The organism is Rhizobium sp. SU303, from assembly GCF_021052345.1.
GTDB classification, from domain to species: Bacteria; Pseudomonadota; Alphaproteobacteria; order Rhizobiales; family Rhizobiaceae; genus Rhizobium; species Rhizobium laguerreae.
The window spans coordinates 4,036,409-4,057,887 of record NZ_CP088095.1 but is presented as its reverse complement, the minus strand read 5'-3'; the positions used below and the strand labels follow the sequence as shown (position 1 = coordinate 4,057,887).

Below are 21,479 nucleotides of genomic sequence, written 5' to 3'. Positions count from 1 at the left end.
AAAGACCCCGCCCCAATCCCCTCCCCACAAGGGGGAGGGGCTTAACCTGCCGTACCCCTTCGCAAATACCTTGGTGTTTCAGCAGGATTCGGCGGTGCCACTCAGCGCCCCCTTGTGGGGAGGGGACTTTACCCCAGCGGACCGGCCAGTTTCATCGCCCGCCGATCACGCCGATATAATCCGATACCCAGCGATGATAGGGCACGCATTCGCTCTGCGTCGTGCATTTGGCGACCGGGGTCTTCCAGAACTTGATCTTGTCGAAGTGATCGAAGCCGTTGGTGGCGCAGCCGCTATCGCCCATCAGTTCGTTGCCCTTGCAGGCGGCGGGAACCGAGGGCACGGCGCCGAACCAGGCGGCGGCGTCGCCCTGGACCTTCGCCTTCAGCGAATGCTCCATCCACATATAGGCGCAGTTCGGATGTTCGCTGTCGGCGTGCAGCATGGTGGTGTCGGCCCAGCCGGTGACGCCTTCCTCCGGGAAAGTGGAGGCGATCTTCTGCTTGTCGGCCTGCAGCAAATTCACCTGGAAAGGCCAGGAGCCGGAGGCGACGACGCCTTCGTTCTTGAAGTCGTCGATCTGGATCATCGCATCGTGCCAGTAGCGGGAGACGAGCTTGCGCTGGCCGCGCAACAGGTCGAGGGCAGCCTTGTATTGGTCCTCGGTCAGTTCGTAGGGATCCTTGATGCCGAGATCCGGCTTGTGGGCCATCAGATACATGGCGGCATCGGCGATGTAGATCGCGCCGTCATAGGCCTGGACGCGGCCCTTGTTCGACTTGCCGTCGGGCAGCGTCTGCTCCTCGAAGACGACGTTCCAGCTGGTCGGCGCCTTGTCCTTGAAGGCATCGGTATTGTACATCAGCACGTTCGGCCCCCAGAGATAGGGCACGCCGTAATGCACGTCGCCGACCGTATACCACGGGCCGTTCTGCAGGCGCTCGTCGACGGTCTTGAAGCTCGGGATCAGATCGGTGTTGATCGGCTGGACACGCTTGCCGGCGATGAGACGGAGCGAGGCGTCGCCCGATGCCGTGACAAGATCGAAGCCGCCTTCGTTCATCAGCGACACCATTTCATCCGAGGTGGCGGCGGTCTTGACGGAAACCTTGCAGCCGGTCTCCTTTTCGAAGTCGGTGACCCAATCGTAGTTCTTGTCGGTTTCGCCGCGTTCGATATAGCCGGCCCAGGCGACAATGCTGACCGCACCTTCGCCCTTGCCGAGCGCCTTCAGCGGTTCGGCGGCGATCACCTGCGTCGCGAAGCTCAGGCAGGCGAGCGCTGCCGTGCTGGTTTTCAACAGATTCGTCATCATCCGTCTCCCGGTTTGCCACTTCTGTGGCGGTTTGTTCCCGGATGAAAAGGTGACGCGAAAAAGCCGCTTTCGCAAATTCATTTATCAGAAAGACGGTATCGGAAATTCCGATATCAGCGGATGCGACCGGAGCGCAGGCTTTCGGCAATGCCGACAAAATCGCGCGCCGCCTGCGGCAGGCTGGAGCCCTTGCGCCAGACCATGCCGACCTGGACGACCGGCAGCGAACCGGAGACGTCGCGGCTCTCGATGCGGTCGCCTTCCAACGACCATGGGCGGTAGACAAGATCGGGAAGCAGGGCCACGCCGGCGCCTGTTGCAACCAGGCTGCGCACCGCCTCTACCGAACGGGTGCGGAAGGCGACATGCGGGCGGGCGCCGAGTGCCGAGAGCAGCTTGCCGGTATTCTCCTCGATTTCGTCGACCGTCAGCATGATCAGCGGTTCGCGGGCGATGTCGGCGATCGAGATGATGTCGGCCGACACCAGCGGATGGCCCATCGGCAGCCATAGTCGATAGGGCGAGGTTTCCAAGATCTCCGCCTGCAGCGCCATGCGGTCGCGCAGGTTGGATATCACCATGACGGCGACATCCAATTCGCCGCCGACCAGGAGATGTTCGAGGTAACCACCATTGTCCTCGATGGCGCTGACCTCGATACCCGGACAGGCGCGCCGGTATCGCGCCAGCAGGTCGGAGAGGACGTAGCCGGCGACAAGCGAGGTGACGCCGATGTTCAGCGTGCCGGAGAGGGCGCTTTGCTGGCCGGAGAAACTGGTCCGTGCGTCGGAGACGGAGGCCAGGATCTTCGTCGCGTGACGCAGGAACTGGTGGCCATTATGAGTGATCGTCAGGCCGCGCGGATGGCGCTCGAAGAGCTCGACTCCGAGGTCGGTTTCGAGCTCCTTCAGTGCTTCCGTCACCGAGGATTGCGAGATCGAAAGGTTCTGCGCGGCTCGCGTCACCGAACCCTGTTCGGCGACGGCGACAAAATATTGAACCTGGCGAAGCGTGAAGGCCATGGGCGTTTAGAGCATGGCGGAACAGGCCGTGGCAAGCGGTCGGGAATGCGGACCTTTTTTGGTGTTTTCTCAAAATGGCGCAGGCTTCACACGCCCACTTAAACTTTCGGAAACGTCATTTCTTTAGCATTCTCAGCACTTGTCCTGCGTTGGAGTTTCAGATGGCGGAGCAGTTGGCGTGAAGGCCTTACTGCGCATATTCCGGCCTTCCCGGAAATTGGCAATCATCATTGGCGGAGTCGCTCTTCTCGTGGGCGTTTCTGGCGGTGCGGCGGTCTATGTCGGCAAGGACAGGCTGATCGATGCAACTAGTGGCGGCTACGGGCTCGAATGCAGCGACGTCAACCTGGTGACGATCAGGAAGCAGGATCACGTCTGGGTGCGCAAATACATCAAGACCGAACCGACTGACGGGATGACGCGGGTCAAGACCGCGCTTCGTGTTGCCCAGGCCGTTTATGCCGCGCAGAAGCCGGATCTGGTCCAGGTGGTGGTGCTCGACGAAAACGGCCCGACGTTACGCGCCGACATTCGCGGCCGGGCGATCGGCGCCGACGTCGTCTATATCCCGCATCCCGACAAGACCGTTCCCGGTCTTGATGACAAGCCCTATACAGCGCGCTACTACGACGGAAAGGCCAGCGAAAACGGGCTGTTCTTCGGCGAGCGGATTGAGATGCCGTCCGACGAAATCGCCATGATCAGCGACGCTTTCAAGGACCCCGAGGATTGCGTCGACCCGGTCGCCGTTGCCTCGACCAAAAGCGAGGAAAAGGGCAAGAAGGCCGCAGGCGGCGGGCATGGCGCAGCGACGGCAGCCGAAAGCGAAGCCGCGCCGGCTGCAGGCGGCCACGGCGCAGATGCGCCGGCCGAAGAGCCGCCGGCTGAAGCCGCCAAAACCCACTGAACAGCGGGCATGAAAAAAGCGGAGTGCCCGCCGGCCCCCCGCTTTGTTTTTGTGCGCTTCTTTCTGTCAGTCGGCTTTGCTGCGGCGGGCCGGGAAGAGGATGACGTCGCGGATCGACGGCGCATTGGTCAGAAGCATGATGAGACGGTCGACGCCGATGCCGAGGCCACCTGCCGGCGGCATGCCCTGGTCGATGGCGTCGAGGAATTCCTCGTCCAGCTGCTTTTCCTTTTCGCCGCGGGCATGCGCCTGTTCGAGCTGCTCGACCATGCGGCGGCGCTGCTCCTCGGGATCGTTGAGTTCCGAGAAGGCATTGCCGAGCTCCCAGGCATTGCAATAGGTCTCGAACCGCTCGACGAGGCGCGGCTCGCCCGGCACCTCCTTGGCGAAGGGCGAGATATCCTTCGGAAAATGCGTGACATGGGCAGGCTGGATCAGCGTGGATTCAACCTTCTCCTCGAAGATGAAGGCGAGACATTCGCCCCAGGTCCAATCCTTCTCGACCGCGAAACCGGCAGCCTTGGCGGCGGCGCGCGCTTCTTCATCTGTCTTGATCGCCAGGAAATCGATGCCGGTCGCTTCCTTGACGGCGTCGGGCATCGGCACGCGCCTGAACGGTCCTTTGAAGGAGATGCGCTTGTCGACGAAGTCGAATTCCGTCGTGCCGTGAATGGAAAGCGCCAAGCCCTCGAACAGCCGCTCGACGAGATCCATCATGTCCTCGTAGTCGGCATAGGCCCAGTAGCACTCCATCATGGTGAATTCGGGATTGTGCCGGGTCGAAACGCCTTCGTTGCGGAAGTTGCGGTTGATTTCGAAGACCTTGTCCGTCAGCCCCGAGACCAGCGTGCGCTTGAGGAACAATTCCGGCGCGATGCGCAGGTACATGTCGAGCTTCAGCGTGTTGTGATGCGTCTTGAACGGCTCGGCGGTGGCGCCGCCATAGACCGAATGCAGCATCGGCGTCTCGACTTCCATGAAGCCGTCATCTTCCATGAAACGGCGGATGCCGGAGACGATCTTCGAGCGCTGCTGGAAGCGCAGCTTCGAATCCTCGTTGGTCATGATGTCGAGGTGACGCTTGCGGTAGCGCAGCTCGATGTCGGAGAGACCGTGCCATTTCTCCGGCATCGGCAGCAGCGACTTCGTCAGCACGGTGATCGTCTGCGCGTTGACCGTCAGCTCGCCGCGCTTGGTGCGGCGCACGATGCCGGTGACGCCGATGATGTCGCCGATGTCGATCATCGGCAGCAGCGCGCGGGCTTCTTCCGGGGTCGTGTCCTTGTGACTGAAAATCTGGATCTTGCCGCCGGCATCGTGGATGTCCATGAACATGCCGGAGTTGCGCGACGAGTAGACGCGGCCGGCGACTGTGACGATATCCTGCGTCTCGACGTCAGGTTCCAGGTTCTCATATTTCGCGATGAGCTCGGCATTGGTCATCGTGCGGTGGAAATGCGCCGGATAGACCTCGCCGATCTGCTCGCGCAGCAGCTTCAGCTTCTGGGCGCGCACTTCCGTCGCGTCGGAGGAAAGGGTGTTTTCGGTCTTCTCGTTCATGTGTTTTGCCTCATCGATGCGGCATGAATTCTAAATCAACGTTGGTTGGCTCGAAGCGTGGCGACTGGCTCTGCGCTAACCCTCCCCCTTTGTGGGGAGGGTCGGAGCGAAGCGGAGGGGAGGGGTTTTAGAAAATGCCCCTCCCCAACCCCTCCCCACAAGGGGGAGGGGCTTCCACTGTCATTTCGAGCCGACGAGGGCGGCGACCGCCTGCGAGGCGAGCTTCAGGCGCTGACGCACGACGGACCGGCCGAGGATCGCCATGGAATCGAAGAGCGGCAGCGAGCGCGACGAGCCGGACACGGCGACGAAGAGCGGCGAGACCACGACCTTCAGCTTCTTGCCCATGCGGTCGGCGATCGCGCGCAATTCGGCTTCGATCGTCTCGACATTCCATTCCAGGATCTTTTCGAGATCCGGCTGAACGGTGTTGAGGATCTCCAGGATCTCTTCCGGCGGCGACTTGATCTTGGCGAAGTCGGAAGGCTGCAGGCCAAGATCGGACTTCAGCAGGAAGCCGGCGAGATCGGGCAGTTCGCCGAGCTTGGAAATGCGCGTCTGCGACAAGCGCAGACCTTCCTTCAGGCGGTCGTTTTCCATCGCCCAGGTCAGCACACGTGCCTGGAATTCCTCTTCGGAGAGCTTTTCGCGGATCCAGCGGCCGTTCAGCCAGTCGAGCTTCTGAATGTCGAAGATCGCGCCGGCCTTGGAGAGGTTCTCCGGATCGAACTTCTCGGAGAGCTCGTTGATATCCAGCAGCTCTTCGCCTTCGGCGATTTGCATGAAGAACAGGCCGAGGAAGTTCATCAGTGCCTCGGGAATGTAGCCGAGCGCGGAGTAATAAGAGATCGAGGTCGGGTTCTTGCGCTTCGACAGCTTCGACTTGTCGGCATTGCGCATCAGCGACAGATGCATGAAGACCGGCTGCTCCCAGCCGAAATAGCGATAGAGCAAGATGTGTTTCGGCACCGAAGCCAACCATTCCTCGCCGCGCGCCACATGAGTGATCTTCATCAGATGGTCGTCGATGACGTTAGCCATATGATAAGTAGGCATGCCGTCGGCCTTGACGAGGACCTGCATGTCGACGGAATCCCACGGGATGGAAACATCGCCATAGACGCCGTCGGTGAAGTCGCATGAGCCTTCAGCCGGGATCTTCATGCGGATGACGGTCGTCTCGCCGGCGGCCATGCGCGAGGTGACTTCCTCGGCGGCAAGATTCAGGCAGAGGCCGTCATATTTTGGTGGCTTGCCGGCGGCACGCTGGGTTTCGCGCATCTGTTCCAGGCGCGCGGGCGTGCAGAAACAGCGGAAGGCATGGCCCTTGTCCAGCAGCTCCTGTGCATAGGGCTGGTACATCGGCTTGCGATCGGACTGGCGATAGGGGCCGTAGGGGCCGCCGATATCAGGGCCTTCCTTCCATTCCAGCCCGCACCATTTCAGTGCGTCCAACACCTTCGTTTCGAATTCAGGGGTCGAGCGCGTCGCATCGGTATCCTCGATGCGCAGAATGAACTCGCCGCCGTGCTTCTTGGCGAAAAGGTAGTTGAAGAGAGCGATGTAAGCGGTGCCGACATGCGGCTCGCCGGTCGGCGAGGGAGCGATGCGGACGCGGACGCCGGTGGCTGTCCCGGAAACTGTCATTGTGTGTGCCCGTCAATGAATGCCGGACGGCTTTCATGGGAAAGCGACGTTCGGCCGGAAGGATGCAGATAGCTTCATCGGCAAACCGGCCGGAAAAGGGCATGCGCCCGCACTATCCGCCGATCGTCCGTTCGGCTGGCCTTAGGCCATATTCAACCGGGCGCGTCAAGAAAAACCACGCCTGCAAGGGCTTGATGGCGATGAGGGAGGACGCGCCGTTGCGACGCGCCCTCTCAACCCCAGCCTCAATGAGCGCCGCCTCGTTTCCGCTTGCGGGCGTTGCGCGCGAACATGTTCAGCACCTCGACCAGCGCCGAGAAGGCCATGGCGGCGTAGACGTAGCCCTTCGGCACGTGGAAGCCCATGCCATCGGCGATCAGTGTCGTACCGATCATCAGCAGGAAGGCGAGCGCCAGCATGACGATCGTCGGATTCCGCTCGATGAAGTTGGCAAGCGGCGTCGCGGCGACCAGCATGACGGTGACGGCGGCGACGACTGCGACTACCATGATCGGCAGATGCGGCGTCATGCCGACGGCGGTGATGATGCTGTCGACGGAGAAGACGAGATCGAGCAGCAGGATCTGGCCGATGGCCGATGCAAAGCCTGTCGTGGCCGAACTTGCGATGAAGTCCTCGCCGTGATCTTCCGGATCGACGCTGTGGTGGATTTCCTTGGTGGCCTTCCAGACGAGGAACAGACCGCCGGCAATCAGGATCAGATCCTTCCAGGAGAAGCCGTGGCCGAAGGCTTCAAACAGCGGTTCGGTCAGTTGCACGATCCAGGCGATGGTGCCGAGCAGGACGAGACGCATGACGAGCGCAAGACCGATACCGATCTTGCGGGCCTTCTCCCGGTGCTCGGGCGGCAGTTTGTTGGTGAGAATGGAAATGAAGATCAGGTTGTCGATCCCGAGAACGACTTCCATCACCACCAGCGTGATGAGCGCCACCCAGGCGGCCGGATCCTGAATGAGCGTCATGATTTCCTGCATCAGCATATATCCCTTTTGCGTCAGGTGAGTATTGACGCTCGCAATGTAATGTTGCCGGCCTCTCAGGCAAGCGCCGCAAGGGGGTATACGAAACCGATGTGACTTTTATTCCCTAGAACAGGATGATTTAAGGTCGGGTCGGCCTTAAATTTGAATCCTGTTCTAAATTAAAGAGTTAGAGCATGATGTCGTCTGAAAACCGTTGACGCTTTCCGGCATCATGCTCTGACCGGCAACCAGATTTCGGTGATGCCCATGCCGGTATAGGGGTCGAAGCGCTCGTCGTAGCGTTCGAACATGTCGGGTGTCTCGCCGTGCTCCAGGCCTGAGGTTGGCCACCATGCGCCAAATATCCGGTTCATGGTCGCTGGAATGCCGGAGACATGGCCGCGATGGGCAAAGACGACGTAACGCTGGCCCGGAAGCTTGAGCGTTGCAAAATCCGCCGGCAGATCGCCGGCATCGGAAATTTCGACCGCGGCCATATAGCGGAATTTCTCCGCTTCACCGTCGATATGCGTACAGATGCCGTAGGCGACATTGCCTTTCTGGCCGGAGATATGACCGAAATGGGCGTTGAATTTCTGCCAGAGAGAGGGAATGGCGGCATTGCCGCCATAGGGGTAGGTCTCCTGCAAGCCGGCAAACAGCATCGGTTGGAGGGTTTCGAAACGGGGCGGTTCGAGGTCGTTGAGGTGGGCGGGGTCCATTCTGATCGGCTCCAGCAAGACAAGGTTACGGGCGTGCCCCTGTCTGCGCACCGCATCCGGCGTCATGCCGAACTGGTCGCGGAAGGCACGGGTGAAAGCCTCGTGCGAGCCGTAGCCCGCGCAAAGCGCAACCTCGAGAATGGTGGATGAACCGCCGACCAGTGCCGGGACGGCGCGGCTGAGGCGGCGCCCTCTTATATAGCTGCTGATCGAATGGCCGGTGACGAGCCCGAAGACGCGCGACAGATGGTAGCGCGACAATCCGGCTGCTTCCGATATCTCTTCCAGCGATATATCGCTTTCGAAATGGCTCTCGATGAACCAGATCGCCCGTCCGACGGCGCTCATTTTCACTCCCCTGGTTGCGGCTTCTTCTTTAAAGAAAAGCCGGCAGCCGGGTTTGATCGTAGTTGCGGAATTTTGGCCGATGGAGGACAGCAATCAAGGGTGCAGTCAGGCCTTCTCGTGCCGGCGCACGCCGTAGGCGGCCATGAAGACCCGGATCGCGCCGCGGATGACGCGCTCGATTTCGTCACGCGACGGCGGCTCTTCCATGCTTCCGAACAGGCGCAGCTTGAAGAAACTACCGCTGGCGAGATCGAGGAACTGGCCGGCGGCAAGATCGATGTCGTCGATCTCAAACCTGCCTTCGGCGATGTGGCGTTCCAGGAAGTCGCGCATGATGGTGCGCAGATTGACCGGCCCCTTGAAGAAGCGTTGACAGAGCACCGGCATGCGGTCTCGAACGCCGAGAACGGTGCGCATCGCGCTGATGACCTTTTCATCGGTCATATGGGTAACGAAGCTTATCCCGAATTCGTACAGGCCGGCTTCGGGATCGTCATGTTCGGCAAGCGCCGTGCGCACGGCCGCCACGAAAGCGGCGCGCTCGGTCTCGATCATCGCCGAAAACAGCTCTTCCTTGTTGGTGAAATAGACGTAGAGCGTTCCCTTGGAGACCCCGGCCTCGCGGGTCACGTCATTCATGCTGGCGGCGTCGAACCCCATCTTCATGAAGACGCGCTTGGCGCCCGCGAGGATCTGCTGGCGCTTGGCCGGATCTTCGCCTGCGGCAAATCGGCCTCCGGCAGCGGGAGGACTGAATACGGCGGAGTGGTCGGGTGTCAGCGTCATGTCCTCTTAACTGTGTTGACGGTTTCGGATGTTCTTTAAAAGAAATCGAACCGATTGGTTCTACGCTCTTGATATGACGATAAAACAGGTTTAAGTCAACTGAACCGAACCGTTCAGTTCGATTATTTACTCCAGATCGGTAAAGTGGCCATGTCGAGCAACCAGAAGAGCAATGTCGCGCGTATCGTCAGCGAAAACGCCGGAACCGAAGAGGTAAAGGCCGAGGTCGTGGCCGTAGAAGCTCCGACGGCGGAAGCCCGCGAAGTTCCCTCTGCTCCCGCGCAGTCGGCGCCGGCTTCGGTCGCCGCACCCGCGGCTGCGAAGAAGCGCCGCAGCCTGGTGCTGCCGATCGTCGTGCTCGCCCTTCTCGCGGGCGGCGGCTGGTATGGTTACGAATGGTGGACGAACGGCCGCTTCATGGTGTCGACCGACGACGCCTATATCGAGGGCGATATCGCAACGATTTCGCCGAAGGTCACGGGCTACGTGGCGAAGGTGAACGTTGTCGCCAACCAGGAAGTCAAAGCGGGCGACGTGCTTGCCACGCTTGATAACGGCGACTATCAGAACGCCCTCGACTTGGCCCAGGCCCAAATCGTCACCGAACAGCTTTCTCTGCAGCGTATCGACGCGCAGATCGAAGGCGCGAATGCGAGCCTCGTGCAGGCGCAGGCGCAGAAGGTGGCACTCGAAGCGGCCGTTCGCGGTGCCGAAATCACCCAGAAACGCCAGAGCGACCTTCAGGCGAAATCGGTCGGCACCGCCGCCGATCTCGACAATGCCAATATCGCCCTCGACCAGGCCAAGGCCAATCTTGCCGGCGGCGACGCCAACATCACCGCCGCACAGGCCAACATCACCATCCTCCAGGCCCAGCGCAAGGAAGCCGAAGGCTCGGTCCGTTCGCTTGAGATCTCGCGCGACAAGGCCGTCCGTGACCTTTCCTTCACCGTGCTCAAGGCGCCTTATGACGGCATTGTCGGCAACCGCTCCGTCCAGGAAGGCGACCTCGTCTCTCCCGGCCAGCGCCTGATGGCGCTCGTTCCGGTGCGACAACTCTATATCGACGCCAATTTCAAGGAAACGCAGATCCAGCATCTGGTCCCGGGCTCGAAGGTCAACGTCCATGTCGATGCCTATGACGACCATCCGATCGTCGGCACCGTCGAATCGATCTCGCCGGCTTCCGGCTCGGTCTTTTCGCTGCTGCCGCCGGAAAACGCCACCGGCAACTTCACCAAGGTGATCCAGCGCGTGCCGGTGCGCATCGCGCTGCCGCAGGATGCGCTCGACAGCGGCCTTCTGCGCGCGGGCCTGAGTGTCGTCGTCGACGTCGACACCCGTACTGCGCCGAGCAACTAAGCCTTAAGGAAAGGCAGAGGTGATCTAATGGCCAGGAGCGCGACAGCAACGGCGGGAACGATTCCGGCGGCATCCGCCCATGCCGACGAGCGCATGGATCCGAAGAAGCTCATCGCCTTCTTCGCGATGGTGCTCGGCATGTTCATGTCGATCCTCGACATTCAGATCGTCTCGGCCTCGCTTGCGGAGATCCAGGCCGGCCTTTCGGCCGGCAGCGACGAGATCGGCTGGGTGCAGACGTCCTATCTGATCGCCGAAGTGATCATGATCCCGCTCTCGGGCACGCTGGCGCGCATCATCTCGACGCGTTATCTTTTCGCGATCTCGGCCGCCGGCTTCACCATGGCGAGCGCGCTTGCCGCGACCGCGACAAACATCGACCAGATGATCGTCTACCGGGTGATCCAGGGCTTCATCGGCGGCGGCATGATCCCGTCGGTCTTCGCGGCCGCCTTCACCATCTTCCCGCCGTCGAAGCGCAGCATCGTCTCACCGATCATCGGCTTGATCGCCACGCTGGCGCCGACTATCGGCCCGACCGTCGGCGGCTACCTCAGCCACGCCTTCTCCTGGCACTGGTTGTTCCTCGTCAATATCATTCCGGGTATCATCGTCACGATCGTCACCTGGAACTTCATCGATTTCGACAAGCCGGAATTGTCGCTCTTCAAGAAGTTCGACTGGTGGGGGCTGATCTCGATGGGCGTCTTCCTCGGCGGCCTTGAATATGTGCTCGAAGAGGGCAATTCCAATGACTGGTTCAACGACAGCTACATCACCATAGCGGCCGTCGCTTCCGGCGCTGCAGCCATCGTCTTCTTCTATCGCGCCTTCACGGTGGATTTCCCGGTCGTCGACCTCAAGGCCTTTGCGAACCGGAATTTCTCCTTCGGTTCGGTGTTTTCCTTCGTCATGGGCATCGGCCTCTATGGCCTCACCTATATCTACCCGGTCTATCTCGGGCGCATCCGTGGCTATGACTCATTGATGATCGGCGAGACGATGTTCGTCTCCGGGCTTGCGATGTTCTTCACCGCGCCGATCGCCGGACGGTTGTCGACCAAGATGGACCTGCGCCTGATGATGGTGGTCGGCTTCGTCAGCTTCGCCGCCGGCACTTTCATCATGATGCATCTGACGGCGGATTGGGATTTCTACGAACTCTTCATCCCGCAGATCCTGCGCGGCTTCGGGCTGATGATGTGCATGGTGCCGATCAACAACATCGCGCTCGGCACGATGTCGCCCTCGCGCATCCGCGGCGCGTCCGGCCTGTTCAATCTGACCAGAAACCTCGGCGGCGCCGTCGGCCTCGCGGTGATCAACACAGTGCTCACCAACCGGCAGGACGTGCACTACGAGCGGCTGCGGGAGAATATGGACTGGGGCAATCCGGCGGCGATCGACCAGATGAACAACATGGCCGCCAACTTCAACACCTATGGCATGGATGGCGCCTCGGTTGCGATCAAGCAGATGGTCGGCCTTGCCACCAAACAGGCGATCATTCTTTCCTTCAGTGACGTGTTCCTGATCCTGACCGCACTCTTCCTTGCCATGATCCTCGGCGTCGCCATGATCAAGAAACCCGCGCCGCAAGGCGGGGGAGGCGGTGGCGGCCACTGACCTCCGGCCTGCCGCCCCTTGAAAAGGCCCTCTTCGGAGGGCCTTTTTGTTGCTGTTTTCCGGCCGCTGTGTCATCACGCGGATGATCGTCGGCCGGATCGGTCCGAAGCGAGCAGGAAATGCCGGGAAAACGATGCGGAAACCAGCCCGTTCGATTTTTTGATTTACGTACATCAAAATTGGCGCTAATGGTCTCGTCAGGAGGAATGATGAGGCCAACCGTTCACGATATCGCCGCCGCCGCCGGTGTCAGTCTGGCGACTGTCGACCGGGTTCTCAACCAGCGTCCCGGTGTGCGCCACGTCACGCGGGAAAAGGTCGAGACCGCGATCCGCGAGCTCGGTTATGTCAGAGACGTCGCCGCCGCCAATCTTGCCAAAGGGCGCACCTATCCGCTGGTTTTCATCCTGCCGGCCAGCGACAATTCCTTCATGCACGGTCTCAACGCCGAGATTCGGCAGGCGGTACTCCGCTCGTCGGCCGAACGCACCGACATCCGTACCATTGAGGTGCCGGCCTTCGATCCCGCCGCCCTCGTCTCCGCGCTCGAAGAGCTTTCCCGCGAAAAGCCCTGTGGCATTGCGCTGGTTGCGACCGATGCGCCTGATGTGCGCGCCGCCGTCGACAGGCTGGTGCGCGAGCGCTTTCCCATCGTCACCCTGGTTTCCGATCTCACGGGCTCGCTCCGCCATCACTATGCCGGCGTCGACAACATCGCCGCCGGTCGCACAGCCGCCCGGCTGCTCGGGCGATTTCTTGGGTCGCGAAAGGGCGAAATCGCGGTGCTCGCCGGCTCCATGCTGGTGCGCGACCATCGCGAGCGGCTGGAGGGCTTCGCCGCCGTCATGGCCGAGGAATTCCCGGGTCTTGCGATTCTGCCGGTTCTCGAAGGCCGCGACGACCCCGAGGTCGCCCATATGCTCGTCGCCGACGCGCTTTCAAGGAATGCCGGGATCGTTGGCGTTTACAGCCTCGGCGCCGGCAATCGCGGGTTGATCCGGGCGCTGAAGGAGAAGGCCGTCGACCGCATACTGACCGTGATTGCCCACGAACTGACCGCCCATACGCGCGCAGCACTCATCGACAACACGATCGATGCGATCCTCAATCAGGATGCCGGCCATGAGGTGCGCAGCGCGATCCGCGTGCTGAAAGCCAAGGCGGACGGGCTTGCCGTCATCGAAGCGCAGGAGCGCATCCGCCTCGACATATTCCTGAAGGACAATCTGCCGTAACGGCAAAGGGAGAAATACCACATGTATCTGGGTCTCGATCTCGGAACCTCCGGCGTCAAGGCGATGCTGATCGACGGTGATCAGAAGATCGTCGGTTCGGCCAACGGTTCGCTCGACGTCTCGCGTCCGCATTCCGGCTGGTCGGAGCAGGAGCCGGCCCATTGGGTGCGCGCCACGGAAGAGGCCGTCGCCGGCCTCAAGGCAAAACATCCGAAGGAGTTGGCGGCGGTCAAGGGCATCGGCCTTTCCGGCCAGATGCATGGAGCAACGCTGATCGATGCCACCGACAAGGTGCTGCGCCCGTGCATCCTCTGGAACGACACCCGCAGCTACGTCGAGGCCGCGGCACTCGATGCCGATCCGCGCTTTCGCGCGCTCACCGGCAACATCGTCTTCCCCGGCTTTACGGCGCCGAAGCTCGCCTGGATCGAGAAGCATGAGCCCGATGTCTTCGCCAAGATCGCCAAGGTGCTCTTACCGAAGGACTATCTGCGTCTCTGGCTGACCGGCGACTATATCTCGGAAATGTCGGATTCGGCCGGCACCTCCTGGCTCGACACCGGCAAGCGCGCCTGGTCCTCCGAACTGCTGGCCGCCACCAAGCTTTCCGAGGAGCAGATGCCGGCGCTCGTCGAAGGCACCGAGCAGGCCGGCAAGCTGCGGTCCGAACTGGCGGCGCAATGGGGTATATCAGGTGATGTCGTCGTTGCCGGCGGTGCCGGCGACAATGCGGCCTCGGCCTGCGGCATGGGCACGGTCAGCGACGGCGCCGCCTTCGTCTCGCTCGGCACATCGGGCGTGCTTTTTGCCGCCAACGGTTCCTATCTGCCAAAGCCGGAAAGTGCCGTGCATGCCTTCTGCCACGCGCTGCCGAACACGTGGCACCAGATGGGCGTCATACTGTCGGCCACCGATGCACTCAACTGGCATTCCGGCGTGACCGGCAAGTCAGCCGCCGATCTCACCGGCGAACTCGGCGAGACGCTGAAGGCGCCCACCGGCGTCACCTTCTTGCCCTATCTCTCCGGCGAGCGCACGCCGCACAATGATGCCGTCATCCGCGGCGCCTTCATCGGCCTTGAGCATGAAAGCAGCCGTGTCGTTCTCACGCAGGCGGTGCTCGAAGGCGTCGCTTTTGCCATCCGCGACAATCTCGAAGCGCTGCGTTCGGCCGGCACCGGCATATCCCGCGTCACGGCAATCGGCGGCGGTTCGCGCTCGCGTTACTGGCTGGCGTCGATCGCGACCGCGCTCGGCGTTCCCGTCGACCTGCCGGCCGACGGCGATTTCGGCGCGGCCTTCGGCGCTGCCCGCCTCGGCCTGATCGCGGCAACGGGCGCGGATCCGATTGCCGTCTGCACGCCGCCGGTGACGGCGGGCACGATCGAGCCGGTGGCGTCGTTGAGCGGCGCTTATGAGGATGCGTATACGCGCTACCGCGCACTTTATCCGGCGATCAAATCGCTGGCGCACTGAGAACTGGAGCCAGCGGCCCCCTCATCCGACCCTTCGGGCCACCTTCTCCCCGAGGGGAGAAGGGGAAAGAAGCGCCGCAGCGGGTCTCTTCTCCCCATCGGGGAGAAGGTGCCGGCAGGCGGATGAGGGGGCCCCGGGCGCAGACAAGAATTCGGAACTGCAAACAGATACAAACCCAAGGAGAACCAAAATGAGCACCGGATTTTTCGGCGATATCCAGAAAGTGAAATACGAAGGCCCGGACAGCACCAATCCGCTGGCCTTCCGTCATTACCAGCCGGACGAGATCGTCATGGGCAAGCGCATGGAAGATCATCTGCGCTTTGCGGTGGCCTACTGGCACACCTTCACCTGGCCGGGCGGCGATCCCTTCGGCGGGCAGACCTTCCTGCGTCCCTGGTTCGAGGACACGATGAAGGCCGCCAAGCTCAAGGCCGACGTCGCCTTCGAATTCTTCTCGCTGCTCGGCTCGCCCTATTACTGCTTCCATGACGCCGACGTGCGCCCGGAAGGCAAGACTTTTGCCGAGAACACAAAAAACCTCAACGAGATCGTCGATTATTTCGCCGAGAAGCAGGCCGCAACCGGCACCAAGCTCCTCTGGGGCACGGCGAACCTCTTCTCCCACCGCCGCTATATGTCGGGCGCTGCGACCAATCCGGATCCTGACGTCTTCGCTTTTGCAGCCGCGACGGTAAAGACCTGCATCGATGCCACGCAGAAGCTCGGCGGCGAAAACTACGTGCTCTGGGGCGGCCGCGAAGGTTACGAGACGCTGCTCAACACCGATATTGGCCGCGAGCTCGACCAACTCGGCCGCTTCCTCAACCTCGTCGTCGAATACAAGCACAAGATCGGCTACAAGGGCACAATCCTGATCGAGCCGAAGCCGCAGGAGCCGACCAAGCATCAGTATGATTACGACGTCGCGACTGTCTATGGCTTCCTCAAGAAGCATGGCCTTGAAAACGAGGTGAAGCTCAATATCGAGCAGGGCCACGCGATCCTTGCCGGCCACTCCTTCGAGCACGAGCTGGCGCTTGCCAATGCGCTCGGCATCTTCGGCTCGATCGACATGAACCGCAACGACTACCAGTCCGGCTGGGATACCGACCAGTTCCCGAACAATGTTCCCGAAATGGCGCTCGCCTACTACCATGTTCTGGCAGGCGGCGGCTTCAAGACCGGCGGCACCAACTTCGACTCGAAGCTGCGCCGTCAGTCTCTCGACCCGGCGGACCTGCTGATCGGCCATATCGGCGGCATGGATTGCTGTGCTCGCGGCCTGAAGGCTGCTGCCAGGATGATCGAGGACAAGGCTCTGTCGCAGCCGCTCGCCGATCGTTACGCCGGCTGGGAATCCGCCGAGGCGCAGAAGCTCTTCCGCGGCGAGTACTCGCTGGATGAGATCACCCACTATGTCGAGAGCCACGACGTGAACCCGCAGCCACGGTCGGGCAAGCAGGAACTGCTGGAGAACGTCGTCAACCGTTACGTTTGATAAAGTGCGCCGGCGGTCATCGGCCGTCGGCGCAACCCTCACCGGCGGGGGCGCGGGCAGGAAGCCCTCAGCCTCTATTGGTCAACGTTTCGACCAGGTGCGCGACGGCGCTGAGACGGAGTTTCGAACCACGAGATCCGGCCGCAGCAGGATTTCCGTTTCGGTCGGCCGGCCATCGGACAGGAGTTCCAGCAGCAGCGCCATCGCCTGCTTGCCGATTGCCGTTCTCGGCTGGCGGATCGTGGTCAGCGGTGGGGATATGAAGACGGCCTGCGGCACGTCGTCGAAACCGGTCACCGAGAAATCCCGTGGAATGTCGTAGCCTCGCGCGCCGAGCCCGACCATGACGCCGATCGCCGTCTGGTCGTTCACGCACATGAAGGCGGTTGGAAGCGTGTCGCGCATGAAAAGCTGTTCGACCGCATGCCGCCCGCTTTCGATCGTGCCGTCGCCTTCGAGCACGATCCTGGTGCCGGGCGGGATGCCTGCGGCGTCGAGACCGGCATCGTAACCCATGCGGCGTCTCGTATAGGCAAGCCGGGTGCGCGAATCGCCGATGAAGGCGATCTTGCGATGCCCTTCGGCCAGCAGCAGATCCACCGCTTTGCGAGCGCCCTCGGTATCATCGACGCCGACATAGGGAATGCCGCCGTTAAAGACGGGCTCGAAAACGCCGACGCTCGGCGGCAGCCGCGCTGTCATGGTCTGATGCCCGAAGGGCAAGATGCCGGTGAACAGGATCAATCCGGCCGCCTGGTTGGAATTGAAGAATTTCAGATATTCCAGGCCGCGCTGCGCATCGTTCTGCGTGTGGCCGATCAGGATGCCGTAGCCGTGCGCGCGCGCTTCGTTTTCCAGCCCGACCAGAATGTTGGAGAAATTGGGATCGCCGATATCGGGCGCCACGACGAGGATCATGTTGGAGCGGCCAAGCCTCAGGCTGCGCGCCATGGCATTGGTCGTATAGCCGGTGATGGCGATCGCCTGGTTGACCTTGAGGCGGGTGGAGTTGGCGACCTTCTCCGGCATGTGGATTGCCCGGGAAACCGTCGCGATAGAGACCTCGGCGATCCGGGCGACGTCTTCGATGGTTGCGGGCGTGGAATTCGACACTTGGCTCTGCCTTAGGCTTCTTCGCCGCGACACTACACAGACTTGTCGAGAGGTCAAAGGCAGGCTTCAACTGATCTGTGTAAATCAACGATGTAAACCTTTACACGATGTATGTAAAGGTTTACATACGGCTCCAGAGCGGATGGGATGCCGTTTTGGGAGGACCGGATGACTGTGGAAGCTGCCGACACCGCACCCGTGGTGCTGTCCGCCAGGCGCATATGCAAATCCTTCAGTGGAGTGCAGGTTCTCTTCAGCGTGAACTTCGATCTCCGCGCCGGCGAAATCCATGCGCTCATGGGTGAAAATGGCGCCGGCAAATCCACGCTTGTCAAAGTTTTGTCCGGGTTCGAACAGCCGAGCTCCGGCGAGATCCTGCTCGACGGCAAGCCGGTCGCGCTGCCGCCCAATGGCGCCGCCGAGGCGCTCGGCATCGTCATCATTCACCAGGAATTCAACCTCGCCGAACATTTGACCGTGACGGAGAGCCTTTTTCTCGGGCGCGAAGTCACGCGCTTCGGCGTTCTCGACCGCAAATATATGCGGTCGGAGACACGCAAGGTTCTCGATGTGCTCGGTTCGCATGTCGATGAGAATGCGCTGATCAGCACGCTTTCCATCGCCGACAAGCAGATGGTCGAAATCGCCAAGGCAATCAGCCGCGATGCGCGAGTGGTGTTCATGGACGAACCGACCGCAGTGCTGTCGAGTGAAGAGACCAACATGCTGTTCAAGCAGGTCCGCAAGCTCCGCGACCAGGGTACCAGCTTCGTCTTCGTGTCCCACAAACTCAACGAAGTGATGGAGTTGACCGACCGGGTCACCGTCCTTCGCGATGGCCAATGGATCAAGACTTCGCCGACATCCGTTCTGGACGGGGAATCGATCGCGCAGCTGATGGTCGGCCGCGAACTCTCCAGCCTCTATCCCGCCAAGGTCGAACCTGATGTCGACGAGGAGATTGTCCTCAGGGTCGCATCGTTGTCCACGGGCTATGTGAAGGATGCAAGCTTCGAGGTGCGCAAGGGCGAGATCATCGGTTTTTCAGGCATGATCGGCTCCGGCCGCACCGAGCTGATGGAAGCGATCGCCGGGTTGCGGACCCGTCTCGAGGGCGAGGTGGTCATCAAGGGTGAAACGGTTCCCTCCGGCGATGTCCATGCCGCCAACCGCTGCGGGCTCGCCTATATGACCAAGGACCGCAAGTCGAAAGGCCTCTTGCTGCGCTCCGGCATGGTGACCAATCTGACACTGCAATCGCTCGGAAGGCACGCTCGCCACGGTTATCTCAGCCCGGGCAGCGAGGCGGCCGCGATGGCAAAGGCCAAGCGCCGCTTCGATATCAGGGTTCGCGACAGCAATATCGTCGCCGGCCGGATGTCGGGGGGGAACCAGCAGAAGTTGCTGCTCGCCAAGGTCATGGAGACCGAACCTCAGATCATCATCATCGACGAGCCGACGCGCGGCATCGATGTCGGCACCAAGCAGCAGATCTATCATTTCATCTCGGCACTCGCCCGGGACGGCCGGTCGATCATCGTCGTGTCGTCGGAGATGCCGGAGGTCATCGGCCTCTGCACGAGAGTGGCGGTGATGCGCGAAGGGCGTATCGTCGGCGTGCTCGAGGGCGAGGAGATTTCCGAACAGGAGATCATGCGTTACGCCGCCGGGCTCAAGAAGAAGGCAGCTGCCTGAAGGCTGAAGCAGGGCTTTGCCGATCAGGACGACACATAAGATTCCCAGAAAATATGGGACGGGAGGTTGGTTTTGGAAATGAGTGTCAACGAGGAGACCAGGGAAATCCGGCGCCGATCCTGGCGGGATGTCGACCTGCGTGCGGTCGCGCCCTTCGTCGCCCTGGCGCTGCTGCTGATCGTCGGAGCCTTGGTCAATCCCAATTTCATCGGCATCACCAACCTTGCCAATGTCGCGACACGCAGCGCCTTCATCGCCATCATCGCGGTCGGTGCGACCTTCGTGATATCAGCGGGAGATCTCGACCTATCGGTGGGCTCGATGGTGGCCTTCGTCGCCAGCCTGATGATCCTGCTGATGAATTCGGGCGCCGTCGAAAATCCGGCTTTGATGCTGGTGGTCGCGGTCGTCTTCACCATGATCGCCGGCGCACTTTGCGGCTTGGCGAACGGCCTGATCACGACGGTGGGCAGGATCGAGCCGTTCATCGCGACGCTCGGCACGATGGGCATCTATCGCGGCCTGACGACATGGCTGTCGCAGGGCGGCGCGATCACACTTCGCTCCGCCGATATCCAGACGCTCTATCGCCCTGCTTATTTCGGCAATATCGCCGGCGTGCCCGTGCCGATCGTGGTGATCCTGGCGGTGACGGCGGTTGCTGCCTTCATCCTCTACCGCACCCGCTATGGGCGCCACGTCGTCGCTGTAGGATCAAATAGCGATGTCGCTCGCTATTCGGGCATCGCGGTCAATCGTGTGCGGACGATCGCCTTCGTGATCCAGGGATTGTGCGTCGCTATCGCCGTGCTGCTCTATGTTCCCCGTCTCGGCTCGACCTCGGCGACGACAGGTATCCTGTGGGAACTGCAGGCGATCACCGCTGTCGTCGTCGGCGGCACGGCGCTCAAGGGTGGCGCGGGCAGGGTCTGGGGCACGATCTGCGGCGCCTTCATTCTCGAATTGGTCGGCAACATCATGCTGCTTTCGAATTTCATCAGCGAGTATCTGATCGGCGCCATCCAGGGTGCAATCATCATCATCGCCATGTTCGTCCAGCGCTCGCTGGTGCGCAAAGCTTGAATTGCCAAATCATGAATTGACCGGACTTACAGGGCGTCCGGTCCCGTATGGAAAAGTCCCTGACCTTATTGGGAGGAAATAGCATGCGTAAATTGATGTTGGGCCTGGCGGTTGCGGCGGTGACGTTCGCCGGCGCCGCTCACGCCCAGGACAAGAAATTCACGATCGGCGTATCCATTCCGGCCGCCGACCACGGTTGGACGTCGGGCGTCGTGTTCCATGCCGAACGAGTCGCCAAGCTGCTGATGGCCGAACATCCCGGTCTCAACGTCATCGTCAAGACCTCGCCGGACGCCGCCAGCCAGGCCAACGCCGTGCAGGATCTCGATACGCAAGGCATCGACGCCCTCGTCATCCTGCCGTCGGACCCGGATCCGCTCGTCAACGCCATCAAGGAAGTCAAGGCTAAGGGCAAGTTCGTCGCCCTCGTCGACCGCGCGCCGAGCAACAACGACAATTCCGTGCGCGACCTCTATGTCGCCGGCAACAACCCGGCTCTCGGCGAAGTCGCCGGCAAGTACATCAAGGACACGACGCCGGACGCCGAAGTGGTCATCATCCGCGGTCTGCCGATCCCGATCGATCAGCAGCGCCAGGACGGCTTCGACAAGGGCATTGCCGGCTCGAACGTCAAGGTTCTCGACCGCCAATATGGCAACTGGAACCGCGACGATGCCTTCAAGGTCATGCAGGACTACCTGACCAAGTACCAGAAGATCGACGTCGTATGGTGCCAGGACGACGACATGGCCGTAGGCGTTCTGCAGGCAATCGAGCAGGCCAAACGTACCGACATCAAGTATGTCGTCGCCGGTGCCGGCTCCAAGGACATGGTCAAGAAGGTCATGGACGGCGACAAGATGATCCCCGTCGACGTTCTCTATCCGCCGGCAATGGTCGGCACGGCAATGGAGCTGACGGCTGCGGCCCTCTACGATCAGGTTCCGGTTCATGGCAGCTACATTCTCGATGCGACGCTTGTCACCAAGGAGAATGCCAAGGACTTCTATTTCCCGGATTCGCCGTTCTGATCCATCGACTTGAGATATGCGCCCATTCGAAAGGATGGGCGCATTTTTTATGCTTCCACTACAGCGG

General features: G+C 61.4%; 17 protein-coding genes. 9 read left to right on the top strand and 8 right to left on the bottom strand.

Features of this window, described 5'->3' with window-relative positions:
* Positions 1-151 precede the first annotated feature (151 nt).
* Both RlegSU303_RS20045 and RlegSU303_RS20040 read right to left on the bottom strand, forming a co-directional pair.
* The gene (locus RlegSU303_RS20045; protein WP_131718801.1) at positions 152-1,312 is read right to left on the bottom strand and encodes an ABC transporter substrate-binding protein; all 1,161 of its coding nucleotides are present in this window, start codon (positions 1,310-1,312) and stop codon (positions 152-154) included.
* A 116-nt stretch (positions 1,313-1,428) separates the two neighbouring features.
* Entirely contained in the window at positions 1,429-2,337 is a 909-nt protein-coding gene (locus RlegSU303_RS20040) for a LysR family transcriptional regulator (protein WP_017962175.1), read from the bottom strand.
* 178 nt (positions 2,338-2,515) lie between these two features.
* Here RlegSU303_RS20040 and RlegSU303_RS20035 point away from each other — a divergent pair, with 178 nt between their 5' ends.
* Entirely contained in the window at positions 2,516-3,244 is a 729-nt protein-coding gene (locus tag RlegSU303_RS20035) for a hypothetical protein (protein ID WP_131718802.1), read from the top strand.
* Positions 3,245-3,310: 66 nt separating this feature from the next.
* Here RlegSU303_RS20035 and lysS read toward each other — a convergent pair whose 3' ends face one another.
* The 5 genes from lysS to RlegSU303_RS20010 all read right to left on the bottom strand — a co-directional run bounded on the left by lysS (position 3,311) and on the right by RlegSU303_RS20010 (position 9,290).
* A complete protein-coding gene (gene lysS / locus RlegSU303_RS20030; protein WP_131718803.1) occupies positions 3,311-4,804 on the bottom strand; it encodes a lysine--tRNA ligase in 1,494 nt (497 codons plus the stop codon).
* A 180-nt stretch (positions 4,805-4,984) separates the two neighbouring features.
* Positions 4,985-6,451, bottom strand: coding sequence for a glutamate--tRNA ligase (gltX, locus tag RlegSU303_RS20025; protein WP_131718804.1), 1,467 nt, complete (start codon positions 6,449-6,451; stop codon positions 4,985-4,987).
* Between the two features lie 245 nt (positions 6,452-6,696).
* Positions 6,697-7,452 carry a TerC family protein gene (locus tag RlegSU303_RS20020; protein WP_171605453.1) on the bottom strand — a complete coding sequence of 252 codons (756 nt, stop codon included), beginning with the start codon at positions 7,450-7,452 and terminating at the stop codon, positions 6,697-6,699.
* 212 nt (positions 7,453-7,664) lie between these two features.
* Positions 7,665-8,504, bottom strand: coding sequence for an AraC family transcriptional regulator (locus RlegSU303_RS20015; protein ID WP_131718806.1), 840 nt, complete (start codon positions 8,502-8,504; stop codon positions 7,665-7,667).
* Positions 8,505-8,609: 105 nt separating this feature from the next.
* Positions 8,610-9,290, bottom strand: coding sequence for a TetR/AcrR family transcriptional regulator (locus RlegSU303_RS20010; protein ID WP_131718807.1), 681 nt, complete (start codon positions 9,288-9,290; stop codon positions 8,610-8,612).
* Between the two features lie 150 nt (positions 9,291-9,440).
* On the opposite strand from RlegSU303_RS20010, the gene RlegSU303_RS20005 reads away from it, so the two are divergent.
* The 5 genes from RlegSU303_RS20005 (at position 9,441) to xylA (ending at position 16,490) form a co-directional block, all read left to right on the top strand.
* Complete coding sequence (locus tag RlegSU303_RS20005) at positions 9,441-10,652, top strand: HlyD family secretion protein (RefSeq protein ID WP_017962167.1); 1,212 nt, start codon at positions 9,441-9,443, stop codon at positions 10,650-10,652.
* Between the two features lie 27 nt (positions 10,653-10,679).
* The gene (locus tag RlegSU303_RS20000) at positions 10,680-12,278 is read left to right on the top strand and encodes a DHA2 family efflux MFS transporter permease subunit (RefSeq protein WP_131718808.1); all 1,599 of its coding nucleotides are present in this window, start codon (positions 10,680-10,682) and stop codon (positions 12,276-12,278) included.
* 209 nt (positions 12,279-12,487) lie between these two features.
* Positions 12,488-13,513, top strand: coding sequence for a LacI family DNA-binding transcriptional regulator (locus tag RlegSU303_RS19995; protein ID WP_131629329.1), 1,026 nt, complete (start codon positions 12,488-12,490; stop codon positions 13,511-13,513).
* Positions 13,514-13,534: 21 nt separating this feature from the next.
* A complete protein-coding gene (xylB, locus tag RlegSU303_RS19990; RefSeq protein ID WP_131718809.1) occupies positions 13,535-14,989 on the top strand; it encodes a xylulokinase in 1,455 nt (484 codons plus the stop codon).
* A gap of 190 nt (positions 14,990-15,179) precedes the next feature.
* Complete coding sequence (gene xylA / locus RlegSU303_RS19985) at positions 15,180-16,490, top strand: xylose isomerase (protein WP_017989459.1); 1,311 nt, start codon at positions 15,180-15,182, stop codon at positions 16,488-16,490.
* A gap of 81 nt (positions 16,491-16,571) precedes the next feature.
* Here the strand turns inward: xylA and RlegSU303_RS19980 are convergent, their stop codons facing one another.
* Positions 16,572-17,603, bottom strand: coding sequence for a LacI family DNA-binding transcriptional regulator (locus RlegSU303_RS19980; protein ID WP_131710430.1), 1,032 nt, complete (start codon positions 17,601-17,603; stop codon positions 16,572-16,574).
* 168 nt (positions 17,604-17,771) lie between these two features.
* Here RlegSU303_RS19980 and RlegSU303_RS19975 point away from each other — a divergent pair, with 168 nt between their 5' ends.
* From RlegSU303_RS19975 to RlegSU303_RS19965, 3 genes are all read left to right on the top strand, one after another.
* Positions 17,772-19,298 carry a sugar ABC transporter ATP-binding protein gene (locus RlegSU303_RS19975; protein WP_131718810.1) on the top strand — a complete coding sequence of 509 codons (1,527 nt, stop codon included), beginning with the start codon at positions 17,772-17,774 and terminating at the stop codon, positions 19,296-19,298.
* Between the two features lie 78 nt (positions 19,299-19,376).
* The gene (locus RlegSU303_RS19970; RefSeq protein ID WP_131718811.1) at positions 19,377-20,381 is read left to right on the top strand and encodes an ABC transporter permease; all 1,005 of its coding nucleotides are present in this window, start codon (positions 19,377-19,379) and stop codon (positions 20,379-20,381) included.
* 83 nt (positions 20,382-20,464) lie between these two features.
* Positions 20,465-21,412: a substrate-binding domain-containing protein gene (locus tag RlegSU303_RS19965; RefSeq protein ID WP_025396077.1), complete on the top strand. Its 948-nt coding sequence runs from the start codon at positions 20,465-20,467 to the stop codon at positions 21,410-21,412.
* The last annotated feature ends 67 nt before the right edge of the window (positions 21,413-21,479 follow it).